Origin of the sequence: Blautia sp. MSK20_18, assembly GCF_020553125.1 — a bacterium.
Classification (GTDB): Bacteria; Bacillota; Clostridia; order Lachnospirales; family Lachnospiraceae; genus Blautia_A; species Blautia_A fusiformis.
The window spans coordinates 17,564-39,341 of record NZ_JAJCGR010000031.1 but is presented as its reverse complement, the minus strand read 5'-3'; the positions used below and the strand labels follow the sequence as shown (position 1 = coordinate 39,341).

Sequence of the window (21,778 nt, the reverse complement as noted above, 5' to 3'; positions counted from 1 at the left end):
GGAAGCCCGCAGAGGGTAGATCACATTGGAATGTGAGAAAACCGCAAAGGGGCACAAGGCCGCGCCCCTCTGCACACCCCTGGGCCTTTTTTATATAGTGCGACGATTGTGGAAAGCTGAAAGAAACTAACTTGTGCCTGTATGCTTCTGTATCGGCAATTCAACACTGAGCCGAAATGTATCAAACGGAACTTTGTATATTTCTGTAGGATATATTGTTGCATAATATAGATTGCGGAGACCCGGCCGTATATACCGCATAGATTGCGGAACTCCGGCTGTATGGCACATAGACTGTGGAAGCCCGCAGAGGGTAGATCACATTGGAATGTGAGAAAACCGCAAAGGGGCACAAGGCCGCGCCCCTCTGCACACCCCTGGGCCTTTTTTTATATAGTGCAGCGATTGTGGAAAGCTGAAAGAAACTAACTTGTGTCTGTATGCTTCTGTATCGGCAATTCGACACTGAGCCGAAATGTATCAAACGGAACTTTGTATATTTCTGTAGGATATATTGTTGCATAATATAGATTGCGGAGACCCCGCCGTATATACCGCATAGATTGCGGAACTCCGGCTGTATATGCCGCATGGGTTGTGGAACCTCGGCCGCATATGCCGCATAGATTGCGGCTCCCTGCTGTACGCCACATGGATTGCAGAATTCCGCAGACGTGCATCGCACGTCGAGAACCTCATTACAGTTCCACTGCAACCCCCTCGGCACAACGTTCCGCATCCAATACCGAAGCATACAGACAAAAGTCAACACCGTACCCCACACCACAACCCAAGAACTCCTAAAAAAAAGCCCGAGGGGTGTGCAGAGGGGCCGTGGCTTTACGGCCCCTTTGCGGTTTTCCACAGCTTCTCAAAGCAAAAAAACCAGGCCCTCTGCCAAGAAATCAAAACTAAAACCAAAAACCAACCACACAATAAACAAAGAAAAAGAAAATCACAAAGAAAAATAAAGAAAAAGAATAAGAGAAAAAATAAAGGAGAAAAAGCATGAAAAATCTGGAACAGTTTTTCGACATCATAGTAGTAGGCGCCGGCCACGCAGGCTGCGAAGCATCACTGGCATGCGCCCGCTTAGGGCTCAACACAGTCATGTTCACAGTCAGCGTAGACAGCATCGCCCTTATGCCCTGCAACCCCAATGTAGGCGGCAGCTCCAAAGGGCATCTCGTCCGTGAGCTGGATGCTCTCGGTGGGGAAATGGGTAAAAACATAGACAAAACCTTCATCCAGTCCAAAATGCTCAACCAGTCCAAAGGCCCTGCAGTCCATTCCCTTCGTGCACAGGCCGATAAACAGGCCTACAGCACAGAAATGAGAAAGACACTGGAAAATACAGAGAACTTAACCATCCGCCAGGGTGAAGTGACCGAGCTTCTGGTAGAAGACGGGCACATCACCGGTGTAAAAACCTTCTCAGGAGCCACCTACCACGCAAAAGCTGTAGTCCTCTGTACAGGAACCTACCTCAAGGCCCGCTGCATTTACGGCGACGTCAGCAACTATACAGGACCGAACGGCCTTCAGGCAGCCAATTACCTTACGGATTCCCTGAAAAAGCTGGGGATCGAAATGTTCCGCTTCAAAACAGGAACTCCGGCCAGAATCGCCGGAAACACCATTGATTATTCTAAGATGGAAGAGCAGTTCGGAGATGAAAGAGTCGTACCGTTCTCTTTTTCCACAGACCCGGAATCTGTACAGATCGAGCAGAAATCCTGCTGGCTGACCTATACAAACGAAAAAACACACGAGATCATCCGTGCAAATCTGGACAGATCCCCCCTTTATTCCGGAATGATCGAAGGAACCGGACCACGTTACTGTCCGTCCATTGAGGATAAAGTAGTTCGTTTTGCAGACAAAAAACGCCATCAGGTATTTATCGAACCGGAAGGTCTTTACACAAATGAAATGTACATCGGCGGAATGTCCAGCTCCCTGCCGGAGGATGTTCAGTACGAGATGTACCATTCCGTACCGGGTCTGGAGAACGCCAGGATCGTAAAAAATGCTTACGCTATTGAGTATGACTGCATCAATCCGCGCCAGCTCTATCCCACACTGGAATTCAAAAAGATCAAGGGCCTTTTCAGCGGCGGACAGTTTAACGGAAGCTCCGGATATGAGGAAGCAGCCGCTCAGGGCCTCATAGCGGGAATTAATGCAGCTATGGAGGTAAAAGGTCGGGAACAGCTGATTTTGGACCGCTCAGAGGCATATATCGGCGTTCTCATCGATGATCTGGTAACAAAGGAGAACCATGAGCCGTACCGAATGATGACAAGCCGTGCTGAGTACCGTCTGCTCCTCCGCCAGGACAACGCAGATCTTCGTCTTCGCAAAAAAGGCTGGGAGGTCGGCCTGATTGATGATGAGACATACCATAAATTACAGGAAAAAGAGCGCCGGATCCAGGAAGAGATCGAGAGAGTGGAACATGCAACTGTAGGTGGTTCTGCAGAGGTACAGAGCCTTCTGGAATCTCTGAACAGTACCCTTCTGAAATCCGGAACCACCATTGCAGAGCTGATCCGTCGGCCGGAGCTTAACTATAAGGTGCTTGCACCCATCGATAAAGAAAGACCGGAGCTTCCGGAAGATGTATGTGAGCAGGTAGAGATCAACATCAAATATGATGGCTACATCCGCCGCCAGATGAAGCAGGTAGAGCAGTTTAAGAAACTGGAGCAGAAAAAGCTTCCGGAAGACATTAATTACGAAGATGTAGGAAGCCTCCGCATTGAGGCACGCCAGAAGCTGGAAGCCTACAGACCGGTGTCCATCGGTCAGGCGTCCCGTATCTCCGGTGTATCCCCGGCTGACATTTCCGTGCTTCTTGTATATCTGGAAAGCAGATCCGGACATAAACACGGATAATACAACGAATAACAATAAAACACAGAAAATAAGAGAGGAAGCTGCATGTACAATTTAGAAATCCTGGAAAAAGGCTGCGAGGAGCTTGGAATCACACTCAGTGACACGCAGAAAAACCAGTTTATCCGATTCTACGAATATCTTGTAGAAAAAAACAAAGTCATGAACCTCACCGGTATCACAGAATTTGACGAGGTTCTCGTGAAACATTTCCTGGACAGCCTCTGCTGCGTCAAGGCTGTAGATATGGGTAAGATAAAAACCGTTATGGACATCGGAACCGGCGCCGGATTCCCGGGTGTTCCCCTGAAGATCGCCTTCCCGGAGGTGGAAGCCTGCCTTCTGGACTCCCTCAATAAAAGAGTAAAATTCCTGGAAGAAACCTTTGCGCTCCTGGGCCTGGAGGGGATTTCCGCCATTCACGGAAGAGCTGAAGAATATGCAAAAAACAAAGCCTACAGAGAAAAATATGATCTCTGCGTATCCAGAGCAGTATCCGGACTTGCAACCCTGTCTGAATACTGTCTCCCGTATGTAAAAGTCGGAGGGCTTTTTGTCTCCTATAAATCCGGTTCTGTAAAGGAAGAAGCAGAAGCAGCAGAGAAAGCAGTAAAGATCCTTGGTGGAAAGATCAGGGATATTCAGTACTTTGACCTTCCGGGATCTGAGATTGGCCGCTCCCTGGTCATTATCGAGAAGGTAAAGAACACCCCAGGCAAATATCCGAGAAAAGCCGGAACACCGCTCAGAGAGCCACTGGCATAAGTTACCTCCTGTCGAACAAAGTCAAAATCTGTCCGACAGGAGATTTTTTTGTCCGGGAGTTTCACAAAATTATCACAAATTTATCCTACTTTTATCACAAATTACTTTTACACTATAATCCGATAGAGATGCCCCTGGATTTCCCCCATTCTCTGTTTCATCCAGGGGCATTTTCTATTGGTATTGAAAAGACGCCAGAGTCAAGGGCTTCAGTTTCAGGACCTTTTGCCTCTGGCATCTTATAAAATGGGAAATCGATAATTAAAAAAAGTATTTCCCTGAGAATAAAAGGAGGAGAGTAAAGTGATCGAAGTAAGTAATCTGGTCAAAAAGTATGGTGATCATACTGCAGTTGACCATCTTTCCTTTCAGATCGAAAAGGGGAAAATTTACGGATTCCTGGGCCCCAACGGTGCAGGAAAATCAACAACTATGAACATGATCACAGGATACATTGCTTCCACAGAAGGAAAAGTGATGATCGATGGTCATGATATTCTGGAGGAACCGGAGGCAGCCAAGAAATGTATCGGCTATCTGCCGGAAATGCCGCCGCTCTATTTTGACATGACTGTTCTTGAGTACATGAAATTTGCGGCTGATCTGAAAAAAATCCCAAGAAACCAAAAAGACAAGCAGATAAAAGAAGTCATGGATATGGTAAAGATCACAGACATGAAAGACCGTCTGATCAAAAACCTTTCCAAAGGTTATCGCCAGAGAGTGGGTCTTGCACAGGCAATCCTAGGATATCCTGAAGTGATCATCCTGGATGAGCCGACAGTAGGACTTGACCCGAAGCAGATCATCGAGATCCGTGACCTGATCAAAGGCCTGAAGCAGAAGCACACGGTTATCCTAAGCTCCCATATCCTTTCCGAGGTAAGAGCAGTGTGTGATTATGTTCTGATCATTTCCCATGGAAAGCTGGTAGCCAGCGATACACCGGATAATCTGGAACGTCTGGCAGCAGGCTCCAACAGCCTCCTTATGAAGGTAAAAGGCGAGAAAGACACGATTCGAAAAGCTCTGGAAACGATCGAAGGCGTAACCGGAGTGGAAATGTCCTATGACAGCGATGAAAAATTGTGGAAAACAAAACTTTCCATTCAGGAAAATGTGGACATCCGTGAAAAAGTCTTCTACGCTATGGCAAAAGCGAACTGTCCAATCTACGAGATGCAGGTTAAGAGAGTTTCCCTTGAGGATGTATTCCTTGAGCTTACCGAAGGAGAGAAAAAATCCGCCGGAAAACCGGAAAGCTCACAGTGGAAACCGGTAGAAGACAGATCATCGGAAGAAGAAAAAACTCAGGAAGAAAAAAACGGGGAACCAGAGAAGGCTTCTGATGAGAAAGAGGGGGATCAGTCATGACAGCGATTTTTAAAAGAGAACTGAAAAGCTATCTGACCTCCATGGTTGGATATCTCTTCATATTTTTTGTCCTGGTGCTGACCGGAATTTATTTTTCCGCATATCAGCTTTCAGGCGGCTATTCAAAATTTGAAACTACCTTAAGTGCACTGACCTTTGTGTTCCTGATCGGTGTGCCGATCCTTTCCATGCGCGTACTTGCAGAAGAGCGCAAGCAGAAAACGGATCAGCTTCTTCTGACCGCACCGGTATCTGTATGGGATATCGTATTTGGAAAATATCTTGCACTGGTAGCTGTGTTTGCCATTCCGGTCGTGATCATGTGCGTTTATCCTCTGATCATGAGTAAGTTCGGAACGATTTCCTATGCTTCCGCATACACCGGAATCCTGGGATTTTTCCTTCTGGGATGCGCGAATCTGGCGATCGGTGTATTTATGTCAGCGCTTACAGAAAGCCAGGTAATTGCAGCCGTACTTACGTTTGTATTCCTGTTCGCCTTCTATATGATGAACGGAATTTCCTCATTCTTTTCACAGACCTCCATGTCAACTGCAGTGGCATTCGGACTTCTGATCGTGGCGATCGCGATCATCATTTATACTATGATCAAAAATGTCCTGATCTCTGTAGTGATCGGAGCTGTGGGAGAGATTGCCCTTGTGATCGTATACGTTGTAAAATCCAGTATTTTCCAGGGTGGTATCCAGAAGGTACTGAACGTATTTAACCTGAGCGGACATTATGATAATTTTACAAAAGGCGTGTTTGACGTGACAGGAATCGTTTATTTTATTTCTGTTATTGCGATCTGCCTGTTCCTTACCATGCAGTCCATTCAGAAGAGACGCTGGAACTAGGGGGTGAATGGAAATGAAATTCAGTGAGAAATTTAAGAAAAATAAAGGCGAGGCAGCCGTACCGGAGACCGCACAGGACTCCGGCAAAAAGAAACATAAACCGGATCCGAAAAAGCTGGTAGGCACCATCAGCAAAAAACATATCAAAAATGGTTCCTACAGCATGGCTATGGCAGCAGTCTTTATCGTGATCGTGGTTGTGATCAATATGATCGTCGGTGCGATCCCATCCAAATATTCACAGCTGGATGTAAGCTCATCCAAGCTTTACACCATCGGTGATGAAACAAAGAAGGTACTGAAGGCACTGGATAAGGATGTTACCATTTATCAGATCGCGGCAAGCGGTTCTGAGGACGACACGATCTCCAATCTGCTTTCACGTTATAAAGATGAGTCCAAGCATATTAAAGTTGAGGTAAAAGACCCTGTTGTAAATCCGAAATTTGCATCGGAATATACAACCGATGATCTTGCGTCAAACAGCCTGATCGTAGTCTGCGGCGACAGAAACAAGGTTATCAATTACAACGATATGTATTCCTCTTCAGTAGACTATAATACCTGGCAGCAGACTACTACCGGATTTGATGGAGAAGGACAGATCACAAGTGCGATCGGTTATGTAACATCCGAGGATCTTCCGATCATGTACACCTTATCCGGACACGGAGAAAAAGATCTGGATTCCAGCTTTAAAGAAGATATCCAGAAAGCAAACATTGATATTAAGGAGCTGAACCTTCTCACAGAGGGAAAGGTTCCGGATGATGCAGACTGCCTGATGATCGTATCTCCGACCAGCGATATTTCCGAGGAAGAAAAAACAGAGCTCCTGGATTATCTGGAGGCAGGCGGAAAAGCTATGATCTTCTCGGATTATACACAGGATGATCTGCCGAACTTTGATGCGGTTCTTGAAAACTATGGTGTAAAGTGTGCAGAGGGAATCGTATTTGAGGGTGATAATCAGCATTATGGAATGCAGATGCCATATTATCTTGTACCAACAGTCAACAGCACAGATGCAAGCTCTGAGACAGCTTCTGCAGGCTCCTACGTACTGGCACCGTATGCACAGGGCATTCAGAAAACAGATGATGTAAGAGATACCGTAACCATCGACAGTATCCTGACAACCTCTGACAAGGCTTACTCCAAAACAAATATGCAGAGCAGCAATATCGAAAAGGAAGACGGAGATGTAGACGGACCGTTTGATCTTGGTGTTGCTATCACTGAGAAACTGGATGATGATAAGGAAACACAGATCGTTTACTACTCCACAGCAAATCTGATGGAGAGCCAGGTAAACCAGATGGTATCCGGCGGAAATGAAAAGCTCCTTCTGGAGTCCTTAAACTGGATGACCAGCACAGACGACAGCAATTCCGTTTCTATTCCATCCAAGAGCCTTGAGTCCACAAGCCTGACAGTAACCGATTATGATGCAGCCTTCTGGAAGATCTGTACCATTGGTCTGATCCCGGGAGTGTTCCTTGTTGCAGGATTCCTGATCTGGTTTAAGAGGAGAAAAGCATAATGAAAAAATCGACCAAACTTGTTTCAGCAGTTGTTGTTCTGGCAGTTCTCGGCGGCGTTTATGTGGGACTGAACACCTACGTATCCAAAGAAGAAAAGACAGAGAGCAGCGAAGAGGAAAGCAAAACAGAAGTGTTTTCCGTGAAAACGGATGACATTAAATCCCTGGAATTTATCGTAGACAAGAAGGAAGTGACCTTTGAGAAAAAAGATGATTCCTGGGTGAAAAAGGATGAGACTGCTTTTCCTGTAAATCAGACAACTCTGGATTCCGCAGCTTCCGCCATCGAAAAGGTGGAAGCGGACAGAGTCCTGGAGGATGTGGAGGATCTTACGGAATATGGACTGGATTCCCCATCTAACACGGTAACTGTTGATACCGCTGATGGGACAACGAAACTCAACATCGGAGATGAGAATACGTCTACGAATCAGTATTACATTTCCAGGGATGATGATGACAGCACGGTATATGTAGTGGCAGCGGACACAGTGTCTCCGTTTATGGATTCCCTTTACGATTATGCACAGGGAGAAGATTTCCCGACAATTGATTCTTCCACAGTGAAAAAGGTCCAGGTCAGCGAGGATAAAGATTCCTATGTCTTGGAAGAAAATTCCGACGGAACTACCTGGGATGTTTCCGGTGACGGAAGCAGCGATAAAGAGTCTGCCGATACAACGGCAGCAGGAAACGTAACCTCCGGACTTGGAAGCTTTGCATTTGACCAGTTTGTAAACTACAATGCAGAGGATCTTTCCCAGTATGGCCTTGATAAGCCCTATGCGACGATTGCAGTGGATTATCAGGAAGAGGTGAAGAATGACAGCACAGACAGTACAGAATCCGGAGAAAACGATTCTATGGCCTCTGAGAGCGATTCTGAGAGCAGCGACACTACTGACACGGACAGCAGCTCAGAAGATGCAGACAGCAAGACAACCACAGTGGATAAACAGCTTGTCATTTACGTTGGTGATGAGGCAGGAGATGGCAGCAGATATGTAACGGTAGATAACAAACAGATCTATACAATGTCAACAGATACATTGAGTGCAGTTATTGACAAGACGCCGTCAGATCTCTGGTCACTGATCGTCAATTATCTGTCTGTAAAAAATCTGGATCAGCTCCAGGTTACTTACGGTGAAACAACAAGTACTGTAAATGTTTCACGTGAAACATCCACAGATGATGACGGAAACGAAAAAGAAACAACAACCTATCAGCTGGATGGTAAGGAAATAGAAAGTACAACCTTTACCACCTTCTACAACAAGCTGATAAACATGGCAGGACAGAAGAGACTGACAGACGCTTATACACCAGCTGCAGACCCGGAGATGACCGCTGTATTCACAGACTCTGACAAGAACCAGACAACCGTTACCTTCTACACATATGACACAAACTATTATGCAGCTGTCGTTGGAGACAAGGTATTTCTTGTAAACAAAATGACAGTAAAAGAAATGTTCAATGCATATGAAACCATGGTAAACGGTGAAACAGAGACAGAAGCCACAGCAACACCAACAGCTGAGGCGGAAAAATAAAATATTAAGAAAATAAATAAAAACACCTCGGAGATCCGTAAATAATAAGGTGATCTCCGAATATCCGTTTGATGATCAGATATTCGGAGACACCACACAGATCAGGATTTTCCGGGGTGTTTTTATGTTGCTGTTATTTTACGGTCCTTACAGATGAATAAGGTCCGTATATTTTTTTACCGTTTGTGATGCGGTATGCACGGATACGGTATTTGGTTGCGGTGCCTGGCTTTTTATCGGTGTAGGTTGTATTTTTTGTATTGCCGATAGCTTTCCAGGTTTTACCCTGAAGACAGTAAATGGTGTAGCATAGGTGATGATTCCGTCTGTTTTTGCGGTCAGTGGATTAGATGCATACCAGGTTGCTTTTCCATTGAAAACCGCAGGCTTGCAGTCAGAAAGAGCTCCGGTTTGTGAGTAGATCTGAGAAGTCATATTGCCGCTTCTTCTGAATCTGACAGGAGTGTTTCTGAACTGAAATCTGCTGCATAGGTCAGGCACGGTGTACTGGCGAGCTTGATTTTCTATAACTGCTATAATTATAGCGTGGAGAATTGACGAGGACAATATAAAAAAACTGTACAGAAGCTCATCTGAGCAACTGTACAGTTTTAATTTTTCTATATCTAACAGAAGGTTCGGGGGAGCTTCTGTCAGTAACTAAGTATTATGCAAGACCTCTTTCTTCCAGCCAGTCGAAGAGAACAACTTTTTCTGCTTTCTTTCTCTTGGTCATGTGATTGAACTGAAGGATCGTCAGGATCGTGAAGATCACTAACAGTGCAACCATTACAATGATGGAAGTGGTAATGCTTCGGCCACCGCTGATCGTTGCACGGAATGCGTCGACCGTATAAGTAAACGGAACGTATGCATGGATCTTTGCAACGAATGAAGGTGAAACCTCAACCGGATAAGTTCCGGCAGATCCTGCAAGCTGAACGACCATGAATACCAGCATCAGGAAGCTTCCTACTTTACCAAGAGTAATGTTGAAGAAGTACATGATAGAGGTAAAGGTCATTGATGTCAGGCAGGCGAAGAGTACGGTTTTGCCCATCTCTGCAGGTGTGAATCCGTTAAATGCACGTAACAGCAGGATCAGGCAGATTCCCTGAAGGATCGCTACCGGATAAAGGACGGAAGCCTTGCTTGCCCACCATGCGAAACCGGATTTCAGTTTGCCCTTATACTGAGCCAGAGGATACATCAGGCAGAATGCCAGTGCGCCGACCCAGAGGCCTACAGACATCATGTAAGGTGCCATTGCGTGTCCGTTATTCGGGACATCGGTAAGTTTTGTTTCATCGTTTACAACAGGAGTTGCGAACATTTTGATCGTTTCATCACTTGCTGAATTGTCTTTTACAGTGGTAGCTCCATCGCTGAGGCTTGTGGTCAGTGTCTTGGAACCGTCTTTCAGTTCTTTCATACCGCTTCCAAGCTTCTTGGAGCCATCATACAGCTGAGAGGAACCGCTCTGGATCTGGGCAGCGCCATCTGCAAGCTGTTTTGCACCATTGTTAAGTGTGCTGTTGTTGCTTACAAGCTTCTCGGTACCGCTGAGAAGTGTTGAGGTACCGTTTGCTAATGTCTTAGTACCGTTTGCAAGAGTAGTAGCACCGCTGGAAAGGGTTTTGGCTCCTGTTGAGAGCTTTTTGGTACCGTCTGTAAGAGCGGAGCTGTTTTCGGAAAGCTTAGCAACACCATCGGTGTAGGTTGTGATTCCGGTTGTCAGTGTTCCGGAACCATCGGCTAATGCTTTTGTTCCATCTGCAAGAGTAGTAGCACCGCTGGAAAGAGCATTGGCTCCTGTTGCCAGTTTCTTGGTGCCGTCTGTAAGAGCAGCACTGTTTTCGGAAAGCTTAGCAATACCATCGGTGTAAGTTGTGATTCCATCTGTCAGTGCCTTAGAACCATCTGCCAGCTGACCTGCACCGGATTTGATATCCGGAAGTGCGCCAGTGATCTGTTTGCCGGCTGTTTTCAGATTCTTTGCACCATCGTTGAGCTGCTTATCATAAGATGTCAGTTGGTCAAATCCATCGTTCAGAGCTTTGATTCCTGCTGCTGCAGCCGGGAAGGCTTCGACTGTGCCGTCTTCCAGAGACTGAAGTCCTGCGGAAACGTTCTTGGTTCCTGTGTTTACAGCCTGTGCACCCTGATACAGCTGGGTAACACCTGCAGAAAGCTGAGCGATCAGATCTGTAGGAAGCTGACTTGTAGCTGCAGATAACTGCTCTGCACCTGCGCTCATGGTTGTTGCACCTGCACTCATCTGGTTTGCACCATCTGTCATGGTTGTTGCACCCTCAGAAAGTGTGCCGGCACCCTGAGTCAGTCCTCCGGAGATCTGAGTCAGTCCGGAAGCTGCTTCGTTAAGCTTGGAAGCAACAGCATTCAGATTTTCCTGAGTAGAAGAGAGCTGACCGGATACACCAGCTGCAAGCTGTGAAACCTGATCAGAATAGCTGCTCATGTAAGAACCGTCCACGCCAGTCATTCCACCGGCTACGCTGTTTAAAGCGTTGATCACATCATTCAGAGCTGCTGCGGAAATGGTTCCGTCCTCAGAAGCGGTTGCCTGAATCGCCTGAAGCTGTGCTGCTAAATCGGTCATTGTCTGTCCGGCAGTACCGATCTTGGTATTTGCATCAGTAAGTGCCTCCGTTGTCTGCTGTCCGTATCCTGTAAGGATGTTGCTGACCTGATCACCTACCTGTGAGAACTGTGTGCCTGCATTCTGGAGAGCAGGGATCAGACTGTCTGTGATACTGCTGCTGGTCTGACTTGTGATACCTGCGGCCTGAGTGATATATCCGGCTGCGTTGTTGATTCCGTCTGCCGCATTGTTCATACCAGCTGCAGCACTGTTCATACCAGCTGCGGCTGTGTCCATACCATCCTTTGCGGAAGTAAGGCCGGCTGCAAGCTTGTTGATGGATTCCTGTGTTGTTCCCTCTTTCAGAGCAGAAACCTTATCGTTCAGGGCTTTCAGTCCGTTTTCCAGCTGCTGTGTTCCGGATATCAGTGACTGTGAGTCATCGGTTCCTTTGGTAACACCGGTATTCAGCTGAGAGATACCATTGGAAACTGTTGTGAGTCCGTCTTCAAGTTTTGCAAGCTCTTTGGCACCGGCTGCGAGTTTGCCAGCACCAGCCACATAGGTGGTAGTTCCATCTGCAAGAGTGTCAGCACCAGCTACATACTGTGTTGCTCCGTCGGAAAGAGTATCAATACCTGCACTTAATGCATTTGCACCGGATTCCAGGCTGCTTGCGCCGGATTTCAGCGTATCAGAATTTTTATTAAGCTCATCCACACCAGCGGTGTACTGCTGAACACCTTCATCCAGAGTATCTACACCGGTTGTCAGCTCAGGAACCTTTTCTGTCAGAGCTGCAACGCCGCTGTTCAGCTGGTTTGCACCGGATTCCAGGCTGCTTGCACCGGATTTCAGTGCATCAGAATTTTTATTAAGCTCATCCACACCAGCGGTGTACTGCTGAACACCTTTATCCAGAGTATCCACACCGGTTGTCAGCTCAGGAACCTTTTCTGTGAGGGTTGCAACGCCGCTGTTCAGCTGATCTGCACCATCGTCCAGGCTCTTTGCACCATCGTTAACCTTTGCAACACCATCGGTGTAGGTCTTAAGACCTTCGGTGAGACTGTCAGCACCGCTTACGAAAGTAAGAGTACTGGTGGAAAGCTTCTTAAGGTTTTTGGTAATTGTTTTGTTACCATCAGCTGCTGTATTCAGTCCGTCTTCGATCTTTCCGGATCCGTCTGCAGCTTCCTGCATTCCGTCACCTGCTTCTGAGATAGAATCAAAAACGGTTTCTGTATAGGTTTCCGTAACCTTGGAAGCAATGTTATCACGAAGCTTCAGCATTGCTGTTTCACTGAGCTTGGAGGCGATATAGTTGGTTCCAGGGTTTGTCTCATAGGATAGCTCCATTTGCTTTGGCTCGTTGTCCATTACAGTGGCTGCGTTTGCGGAGAAATTTTCCGGAATTTTGATAACCATGTAATAGGTTCCATTGGCCAGACCGTCCTCTGCTGTCTTGCTGTCTACAATGTTAAATGCCATTGAGTCGTTGTCTTTCAGCTCATCCGTCATGTCCTTACCTATGCTTAAGGTCTTGCCATTATACTCGACAGGTTTGTCTTCGTTTACCACGGCCACTGGCAGGCTGTCTACGTTTCCGTAAGGATCCCACATGGATTTCAGAAACAGACCTGCATAGATGATCGGGATTACGATAATGGCGATTACGACGATAAGCATGAGCTTGTTACGAAGTAAGCTTTTCCATTCGTTTTTGATCATATTACCTATCCCTTTCTTATTAAATTGTATTATCAAACATAGTTGATTAATCAAACTTTATTCCAGTAATGGCGACGAGATCTATTAATCATATTAAAATCTATTAATAGCTTTATATTCCATTATCAAACAAAGTGTTGATTTTCTTTACGTGATGTATTATACTAAACACATACCACAGATACAACCATTAAATCTTTACTGAATGTATATTAATAGACGGAAATAATGGAAGTGTCTATTACAAATAAAAAACTGCATAATAGACAAAAAGTACGTTATTTCCTTTGAATTTATGTGCAGTTGGTAATATTAAATGCAGACAGGATTCCTATGTTTCAACACAAATATGCAGCAGATATCTGGTATCGTGTAGGCCGGCGTCGTTAACAATTTTAATCTTGTCAATTCTTAACAACAGCAGATATCTGGTATCATACAGATCGGCGTAGAGAAAGCGAATGCTTTTATTCGTTTGAAGGATGCATTATCATTGTATGACAGTTGCAGAGTATCGTAAGTGACAGGTGATTGAGGCGGAGGAAACGTGCTTGCTTTTTTGAATTGCAGGGGGAATTAAGATGGCGGAAAAAGTTGACAGAAGAGTACGTAAGACCAAGGCACAGTTGCGAGCGGGGCTTGCCCGTCTTATGCAGAAGAAGAGCATTAAGGAGATTACGGTAAAGGAACTGGTGGAAGAAGTTGATATCAACCGCTCCACATTTTATCTTCACTATACAGATATCTATCAGATGCTGGAATCCATTGAGGCTGAATTGATGGAGGAAATCACGCATCTGGTGGCAGACTATCCTCTGGATCCTCTTAATAATAAGGAGAGCTCGTATCCTTTTATTGAGCAGATATTTACGATCCTGGATCATAATAAGGATATTTGTATCGCACTTCTTGGAAAGAATGGAGATATGGCTTTTGTGAATCGTATAGAAAAACTGATCGCAGATACAGTGCTGCATCGCTTGTCAATTCGTCTTCCGAAAGACAACCGTGATATTGAGTATGCGTATGCGTTTTGTCTGAATGGATGCGTGGGAATGATCAAGACATGGCTGTCTTCTGAGAATCAGGAGAGTACACAGCATATGGCAGAGCTGACACATAAGCTGATCGATAATACAACACACATGTATCTGGAGCAGGCACTTAGATAAGAGAAATGTCCGGATGCATGCTGTGAGTCTGGTAAAAAATAAAGAGTATTGTTTCACGTTTGTTTGAGGGAAAACTCATGTTTCACGTGAAACAGTACTCTTTTTTTATTGGCTTTTTGTTGGTTTATAGCATTTCCACAAATTACTGCATGAAGCTCAACGGCTCTGAACATGAACAATGTTCTTTTGATACGCTGATTTCCAAAATTACTATAGATAAATTTTGTTTTTGGTGCCGGATCATAAGTTGTTTTTACAGGAAAATAGCTACCTGTTCCAGGAAATGTTCCGGATCTTCCAGATGAGGAAGATGTCTGGTTTCCGGGATCACAGCGGTTTCAATGGAAGAATTCAGCTTCTGATATTCCTCTGCGATAAGAGAAGCGGAAGCTTCTTTTTCTCCGGAAATAATATAGATGCATGCATCGGAAGATTCTACGGCATTATTAATGCTGATATTCAGGTATTTGCCAATGTAGCTGGAATACAGATATTTGGCGTTGGAACCACCCTTGTGAGCGGATTCATAATAGGTGTCTACCAGCGTATCTGTTACATGGAAGGGATTGTAGAACAGCTTTTCCATAAACAGACTGCTGATGGATTCGCGGGAAGCTACCATATGATAGATCAGAGTTCCGAAAATCGGAAGCTCGATAAAATACTTAAAGAGCTTGTTGTCTTTACAAGGTGCCTGCTTCAGGGAACTGAAGCTTGGTGGATTGACCAGCATGATTTTGCGGAAATGGTCGGAATTGTTACGGTAAGCCATGATCGCAAAAGAACCTGAGAAACCACTGGCAATAACATCGGTTTCCTCACGAATCACATTCTTGGCAAAATCACAGAGTAACTGAGCAAATACAAAATTGGTATAAGTAATATCCGGTTTTTCGGAACGTCCACATCCAAGAAGATCAATGGTGTAAACGGTATGTTCGGTTGCGAGCTGCTTCTCTATGGCATTCCATTCATAACCGGAAGCACCTGGCATGATATCATGAATAAGAAGAATAGGGGTGCCATGTCCCTGTTTTGTATAAAAAATCTTTCCAAAACGCCAGTCATAGGTTTTGCTGTGTGGCTGTTCCAGCATATCTTTAAGCTGAGATGTGGCATCTATGAAACGGTTAGCAATATGAATAACACCTGCGGCAGTTCCGACTAAAGCTGCAAGAGTAAGTAGTCTGTGTCCATTTTTCTTCATTAAAAAGCCTCCTGGAATTCGTAAAAATAATCAGGACAGATGTAACGTAATTCAGGTATCTGATCTGATTTTTTCTGAATATTTCTTTGCTTTATTATACGACAGGAACGAAAAATTTACAATGCTTTTGTGGGAACCCTAACCTTGTTATTGTATGCTGACGCTACTGTCCATTCTGTTCTTGGCGATGATCGCTAAGTTGCTGTTCGTTCTGCTTTTAGTAACGCGCTTCGCAATGAAAAGAATTTATGTTGATCGCATAAATTGGTACGGTATGGTCTCGGGCTTTCTGCGACCTTCGTTTATAAAAAAATTACGGAATATTATCAGTGAACAGTAGCATCGCCAATATGCTTCATGATACATAGAAATCAGATTTGGAACCGAATCAAGTAAGTCCCCTGCTTTAATTGCGAAGAGCAATAAGCAGAGGGCGTGGACTTGCTTGTATCAGGAGGAGGAAAAGCTCCTTCTGATAAACTGCAAAGCAGTTATTTTGTTATGAGCAAGTAGCGAAGAGGATGCTTTTATCCTTCAGTAAAATACAAGTGTTTCACGTGAAACATTGGACTTGTTATCCGACAGAGCTGATGCTATACAGGATTGCCGAGGATGATGTTGATAAGGGTTTTGTTCAGCATCAGTGTGCAGTTCCATGGATTGAGAATTACTCCCTCAACAGACGGCTCTTGCAATGCAGAAGCAAAAATCTTATCAATATCTGCGGTAAATGTGGACATGATCTTATCACTGCCTTTTAACTCTTCGTCAAAGCTGGTAAATGCAGCCCACCATTGCTTTCCATCGTTGGTTTTGATCGCATGAAGAGAAATTTTTCCATCACCTTTTGGAGGTTCTACAGCAATGATCAGCTGTGCCTGCTCCTGCATTCTGTGACGGATCACGGTGAGAGTATGAGCAAGCATTTCTTCGGTTGCTTCTTTTTGGAGTGCTGCAATGGCAGTTTCGATCTTTTCGTTGCCATTTAAAGTCTTGTCTAATTGTTCTTTATAGAAATCGTTGCGATTATTTGTGGTGTTCATGTATAAAATATTCCTTTCAATCAGATGATAAATGACTAGTACATTGTTTTCGAAATACCTATACCAATTACTTGTTGGTGAATCCGACTGCACAGTTCTAAAAGCTTCAGCATAGCCAGCTACGCTTGCATTTTTATACCTGCACACTCGAATCCACATCCCACGCGATTGGTATAGTTATTTACGAAACAATGTATTAGCCGCAAACTGCAAGGAGTTTGCGAATGCTTTCTTTATGGATTATAGCATTTCAAGGGAAAATGAGGCAAGAGAAGAAGTATTTTTAACTGAATCAAATAAGCCCCCTGGTTCGATTTTGAAAAGCAATAATCAGGGGAACTTGCTTGCATCAGGAGAAGTGCAGGCTCCTTCGGATAAACTGCGAAGCACTTATTCGGTTATGAGCAAGTAGTGAAGCGGATGCTTTTATCTGCTTGAATTAAATCAAAAAGTTTCCTGATTACTGATCACTCCGTTCTTGGTAATACACTTCGCGATGCACAGAAATTATGCTAATCACATAAATTTGCATGGTATGTCCAGGGCTTTCAGTGGTCTTTGCGCACAAAAAAACTCGGAGGATAATATTACCAGTTAACAGTAAGTCCCCTGCTTCAATTACGAAAAAGTAATAAGTAATAAGCAGTGGGTGGCGTGTATTAGGAAGAATGCAACGGCGTTTAGAAGCAGGGAAAGGAATAGTGGGCATGTCTGAAAACAAGGTACTGCACTAATTCATGTGGCCACTGTTATGGGTACATTGTAAGCCGGTCCTGATAAATTGCAAAGTAGCTATTGGGTGTAGAACTGCGTAGCGAATACGGGTATTTTTATTCGTTTGATTCCAAATTGGATAGATATGTTTGCACACTTGAAGGTGAGTTGCCAGATACTGTCATCAGTATTCTCCATGATTTCGGTCAGATGCTTTTGTGAACTGGATGGGGAATTAACAAGTTAAGTGAATGTAGTAAAAATGTGTATTTATATGAAAAAATGGAGGGTAAGGCGGAAAATATGGGGGATTTTATAGAAAAACGATATAAGAGTAAGGATGAAATAAAGAGAAATAAGAGATTATTTCTGCGAAGAGAACACTATGATAATGACAATAACACAAATGTTAAGTACGATAAAAAGGACTTTATAAAAGAAAATACTGGCAAATAAATAGAAATAATAGGATGTTTACGAATGAAAAAGCATTAAAGTACGAATTATAGTACTTTAAATGAAAAGGTACGATAAAACGTACTTTGAATGTACACACATATAAAAAAACCTAAAAACACAAAATGTGCACCTGCACACATGCGGCAAAAAGATAAAATATAGATCCGTTCCTACTTTAAACATGCAAAATTTTGATTGATCGAATAAAAGAAAGCAGCTGCTTCGATTACAAAAAAACAATAAGCTGTGGGTGGGAAAATACTTGTACTCTTCCTGATAAACTGTAAAACAGCTATTTTGTGTAAAACTATGATCGAATGCAAAAATTTTTGTCCGCATGACTGGGATAAAGGGAAGACAGGGAAGTCTTTTACGGCTTGATTTAGAAGAAAAAAGCCTATTAAGTGAAATTTATTTTATGCCAGTTCTATGCCGGAACCTTATTCAGATACATTTTATATTGGATATTACAAAATGAAACTATGCTTGAAAAAGCCTTTAGTTAACATGTACATAACGAATATATAATAGGATTGGAAGAAAAATGAAATAAATACGCAAATCTTTTGTAAACATAATAAAATAAACAAAAATCGAAAATTCCAGTTTCATAATATTATATTTTTTTCACGAGAGATACATGTATTTCACGCTATAAAAACACTCCGGGAAAAGAAGTTTCCATTTACTATATATAGATGCTTTTGGGGAATATAAAGATAACAGCCACATTATTTTGTGGATGGAGATTCTTGTATTTTTTACATGCTTTCGTGATACAGATAATGCCAGAGAGAATATATCGGAGTATTTTTTTGATATTTCTCATTGATTTTATAATGTGTTCGTAACTGTTCAGTACCCTTGCAGTTACAAGTCAAACCGTGTCCTGGATCGATTTCGTTGATGGCATTTTTAACCGGATCGAGTAAGTCCCTTGCTTCAATTATAAATATTGGTTTGATAATCTGTCTTCGGATGTTTCACGTGAAACATCCGAAGACAGATTAAGAATAAAGAGTCATAACCCCATCTTTGACAATTGCAGAAATAAAAAACAGCTGTAGTTCGTGCTTATGTGTTTTATGGTAGGTTTAATATAGATTTTAATCGAATCAAGTAATTCACCTGCTTCAATTGTGAACTACAATAAGCAGTGGTTGGGGACTTGCTTGTATCAGGAGAAGTATAGTCTCCTTCTGATAAACTGCGAAGCATTTATTAAGCTATGAGCAGTAGTGAAGAGGATGTTTTTATCCGCTTGACTTAAAAAATGTTTCGCAACAACGACAACTCATATGCGCTTTACGGTAGCGTGATATAGTTTTTAATCGCGTCAGGAGGTCCCCTGCTTCAAGTGTAAGAAGCAATAAGCAGCGGTTGGTGACTTGCTTGTATCAGGAAGAGTACAAGCAAGTTTTGATAAAATGCGAAGCAGTTATTCGGTGTAAAGCTGCGTAGCAACTGCGGATGCTTTTGTTTGTATGACTCGAATCAGGAGTTCCCCCCTGTTTTTGGCTTCAATTGCAAGAAACGATAAGCAGTGGTTGAAGAACTGCTTCTTATCAGGGAAGAGTAGCTTGTAGTCCTTTTGGTAAATCGCGAAGCAGTTATTCAGTGTAGAACAGCGAATGTGTTTACAGATGCTTTTATTCGCTTGATAATAATAGTAATGTTTTTAGTGTTCAGATAAAATTTGAAAATGCTATAAATGCTGTAAAAGAAAGGGATTTCGATGCCTATGTAGCAGTGTGCAAGGTTCCATAAAAGATAATATCTATACCGAGAAAATCGAATTATTTTCGAGATTACGATAAATCAGAACAATTTCAGCAAAATATCTATAAATGGGAACTTCATTTCTCGGTACGTTTTTATGGCGTAATGGCGTAAAATATATAGTCTGATTGAAAGCAAATAAAACTGGAAGTTTATGCGGAGTTGATGGACTTTATAATCGATGTACTGTTACTGTCAAACTTCTGTTTAGTCCGGAATGAGTTTGGGTATACTACACAATAAATAAAATAATTCAAAACCTATTTTCTATTGTTTCACGTGAAACATTATGTGGCAGTTTAAAAATAAAAGTGTTATAATGATATCCAATGAGTAAAAATCCCTTAAAAAAATAAAAAGGAGGGGTACAATGGGACGAATCATTGCAGTTGCCAATCAGAAAGGCGGGGTTGGAAAATCAACGACAGCCATCAATCTATCGGCCTGCCTTGCTGAAAAAGGGAAAAAGGTTCTTGCCATCGACATTGATCCGCAGGGAAATACGACCAGTGGACTTGGCGCAGACAAGAATGCAGTAGAAAACACCCTTTATGAGCTGCTGCTTGGAGAAGCAGAGACCAAGGATACCATTATAAAGAACGTTGTAGACAATGTTGACCTGATACCATCGAATATGAATCTTTCCGGTGCAGAAATTGAACTGGTTGATCTTGAGGATAAAGAATTTATTCTGAAAAAGATCACGGATAAACTTCGCCGGAAATATGATTACATAATCATGGATTGTCCGCCGTCACTGAGTATGCTTACAATTAATGCTTTGACAGCCGCAACCTCCGTTCTGGTGCCGATTCAGTGTGAGTATTATGCATTGGAAGGTTTGTCACAGTTGATACATACCATCGAACTGGTAAGAGACCGATTGAATAAGAGATTGAAGATCGAAGGCGTGGTCTTTACTATGTATGATGCCAGAACAAATCTGTCACTTCAGGTTGTAGAAAATGTAAAAGAAAACCTGGACCAGAATATATACAAAACGATCATACCGAGAAATGTACGACTTGCAGAGGCACCAAGCTATGGAAAACCGATCAATCTGTACGATTCACGATCTACAGGAGCAGAGAGTTATCGCCTCCTGGCAGAAGAAGTTATAGGCAGGGAGGGCGAGTGATGGCTGGAAGAAGAACAGGAGGCCTTGGAAAGGGTCTTGACGCACTGATCCCGAACAAAGCAGGCGGTCCGTCAAAGGAACCTGCAAAAAAGACAAGATCTGCAGTTGTAAAAAAAGACAAACCAACTGAAAAAGATAGTCCGGCCGCAGAACGACTTGTGAAAATTTCCAGCGTAGAACCAAATCTGAATCAGCCCAGAAGACATTTTGATGAGGATGCGCTGCTGGAACTTTCGGAATCCATTAAACAGTACGGTGTTCTTCAGCCGTTGTTGGTATCCGATAAGAAGGATTATTTTGAGATCATTGCAGGCGAACGCCGCTGGAGAGCTGCCAAGATGGCAGGGCTCAAGGAAGTTCCTGTTGTTGTAAAAGAGTTTACAGACCAGGAAATCGTAGAAATTTCCTTGATCGAGAACATTCAGCGGGAAGACCTGAATCCTATAGAGGAAGCGATGGCATACAAACGTCTGATGGAAGAGTTTCACCTGAAACAGGATGAAATCGCAGACAGAGTTGCCAAAAGCAGAACTGCAGTAACTAATTCCATGCGTCTTCTGAAGCTTTCTTCAAAAGTTCAGGAAATGGTAATTGCAGATATGATCTCAGCTGGTCATGCGAGAGCACTTCTGGGAATTTCTGATGAAGCTCTTCAGGAAACAACAGCCATGAAGGTTTTTGATGAAAAACTCAGTGTTCGTGAGACGGAAAAACTTGTAAAGAATCTGGTTTCTCCTGCGAAAAAAGTAAAAACAGAGAGAAACACAGCAGAAGATGCCATTTATGAGAGCCTGGAAGAAAAAATGAAAGGTATCATGGGAACAAAGGTATCCATTCAGCGAAAGAAAAACAACAAAGGTAAAATTGAAATTGAATATTATTCCAGAGATGAACTGGAGAGGATCATTGATCTGTTCGAATCTATCAGATAGGAGGC

Annotated in this window: 13 protein-coding genes; 10 read left to right on the top strand and 3 right to left on the bottom strand. The window is 43.4% G+C overall.

Going from position 1 to position 21,778, the window contains the following annotated elements; genetic code table 11:
* Nucleotides 1–1,008: 1,008 nt before the first annotated feature.
* From mnmG to LI091_RS14500, 6 genes are all read left to right on the top strand, one after another.
* Nucleotides 1,009–2,898: a tRNA uridine-5-carboxymethylaminomethyl(34) synthesis enzyme MnmG gene (gene mnmG / locus LI091_RS14525; protein WP_173740567.1), complete on the top strand. Its 1,890-nt coding sequence runs from the start codon at nucleotides 1,009–1,011 to the stop codon at nucleotides 2,896–2,898.
* 45 nt (nucleotides 2,899–2,943) lie between these two features.
* Nucleotides 2,944–3,663: a 16S rRNA (guanine(527)-N(7))-methyltransferase RsmG gene (rsmG, locus tag LI091_RS14520; RefSeq protein WP_059086520.1), complete on the top strand. Its 720-nt coding sequence runs from the start codon at nucleotides 2,944–2,946 to the stop codon at nucleotides 3,661–3,663.
* Between the two features lie 303 nt (nucleotides 3,664–3,966).
* Nucleotides 3,967–5,037, top strand: a complete 1,071-nt coding sequence (locus LI091_RS14515; RefSeq protein ID WP_021651032.1) for an ABC transporter ATP-binding protein — start codon at nucleotides 3,967–3,969, stop codon at nucleotides 5,035–5,037.
* Nucleotides 5,034–5,897, top strand: coding sequence for an ABC transporter permease (locus tag LI091_RS14510; protein ID WP_015526545.1), 864 nt, complete (start codon nucleotides 5,034–5,036; stop codon nucleotides 5,895–5,897). The genes LI091_RS14515 and LI091_RS14510 overlap by 4 nt, the downstream gene beginning before the upstream one ends.
* Nucleotides 5,898–5,910: 13 nt before the next feature.
* Nucleotides 5,911–7,440 carry a GldG family protein gene (locus tag LI091_RS14505; RefSeq protein ID WP_173740566.1) on the top strand — a complete coding sequence of 510 codons (1,530 nt, stop codon included), beginning with the start codon at nucleotides 5,911–5,913 and terminating at the stop codon, nucleotides 7,438–7,440.
* The gene (locus tag LI091_RS14500; RefSeq protein ID WP_227573947.1) at nucleotides 7,440–8,996 is read left to right on the top strand and encodes a DUF4340 domain-containing protein; all 1,557 of its coding nucleotides are present in this window, start codon (nucleotides 7,440–7,442) and stop codon (nucleotides 8,994–8,996) included. Before LI091_RS14505 ends, LI091_RS14500 begins: the two co-directional genes overlap by 1 nt.
* A 667-nt stretch (nucleotides 8,997–9,663) precedes the next feature.
* Here LI091_RS14500 and LI091_RS14495 read toward each other — a convergent pair.
* The gene (locus LI091_RS14495) at nucleotides 9,664–13,329 is read right to left on the bottom strand and encodes a YhgE/Pip domain-containing protein (protein ID WP_256163937.1); all 3,666 of its coding nucleotides are present in this window, start codon (nucleotides 13,327–13,329) and stop codon (nucleotides 9,664–9,666) included.
* A gap of 581 nt (nucleotides 13,330–13,910) precedes the next feature.
* Here LI091_RS14495 and LI091_RS14490 point away from each other — a divergent pair.
* Entirely contained in the window at nucleotides 13,911–14,501 is a 591-nt protein-coding gene (locus LI091_RS14490) for a TetR-like C-terminal domain-containing protein (RefSeq protein WP_015526541.1), read from the top strand.
* Between the two features lie 253 nt (nucleotides 14,502–14,754).
* Here LI091_RS14490 and LI091_RS14485 read toward each other — a convergent pair whose 3' ends face one another.
* Together LI091_RS14485 and LI091_RS14480 are read right to left on the bottom strand one after the other, a co-directional pair.
* Complete coding sequence (locus tag LI091_RS14485; RefSeq protein WP_114001992.1) at nucleotides 14,755–15,708, bottom strand: alpha/beta fold hydrolase; 954 nt, start codon at nucleotides 15,706–15,708, stop codon at nucleotides 14,755–14,757.
* 593 nt (nucleotides 15,709–16,301) lie between these two features.
* Nucleotides 16,302–16,751, bottom strand: a complete 450-nt coding sequence (locus tag LI091_RS14480) for an SseB family protein (protein WP_265191298.1) — start codon at nucleotides 16,749–16,751, stop codon at nucleotides 16,302–16,304.
* A gap of 1,017 nt (nucleotides 16,752–17,768) precedes the next feature.
* Between LI091_RS14480 and LI091_RS14475 the strand changes: the two genes are divergently transcribed.
* From LI091_RS14475 to LI091_RS14465, 3 genes are all read left to right on the top strand, one after another.
* A complete protein-coding gene (locus LI091_RS14475) occupies nucleotides 17,769–17,921 on the top strand; it encodes a hypothetical protein (protein WP_265191297.1) in 153 nt (50 codons plus the stop codon).
* Nucleotides 17,922–20,073: 2,152 nt separating this feature from the next.
* Complete coding sequence (locus LI091_RS14470; RefSeq protein WP_092072358.1) at nucleotides 20,074–20,841, top strand: ParA family protein; 768 nt, start codon at nucleotides 20,074–20,076, stop codon at nucleotides 20,839–20,841.
* Complete coding sequence (locus LI091_RS14465) at nucleotides 20,841–21,773, top strand: ParB/RepB/Spo0J family partition protein (RefSeq protein WP_092072353.1); 933 nt, start codon at nucleotides 20,841–20,843, stop codon at nucleotides 21,771–21,773. The genes LI091_RS14470 and LI091_RS14465 overlap by 1 nt, the downstream gene beginning before the upstream one ends.
* Nucleotides 21,774–21,778: the final 5 nt, after the last annotated feature.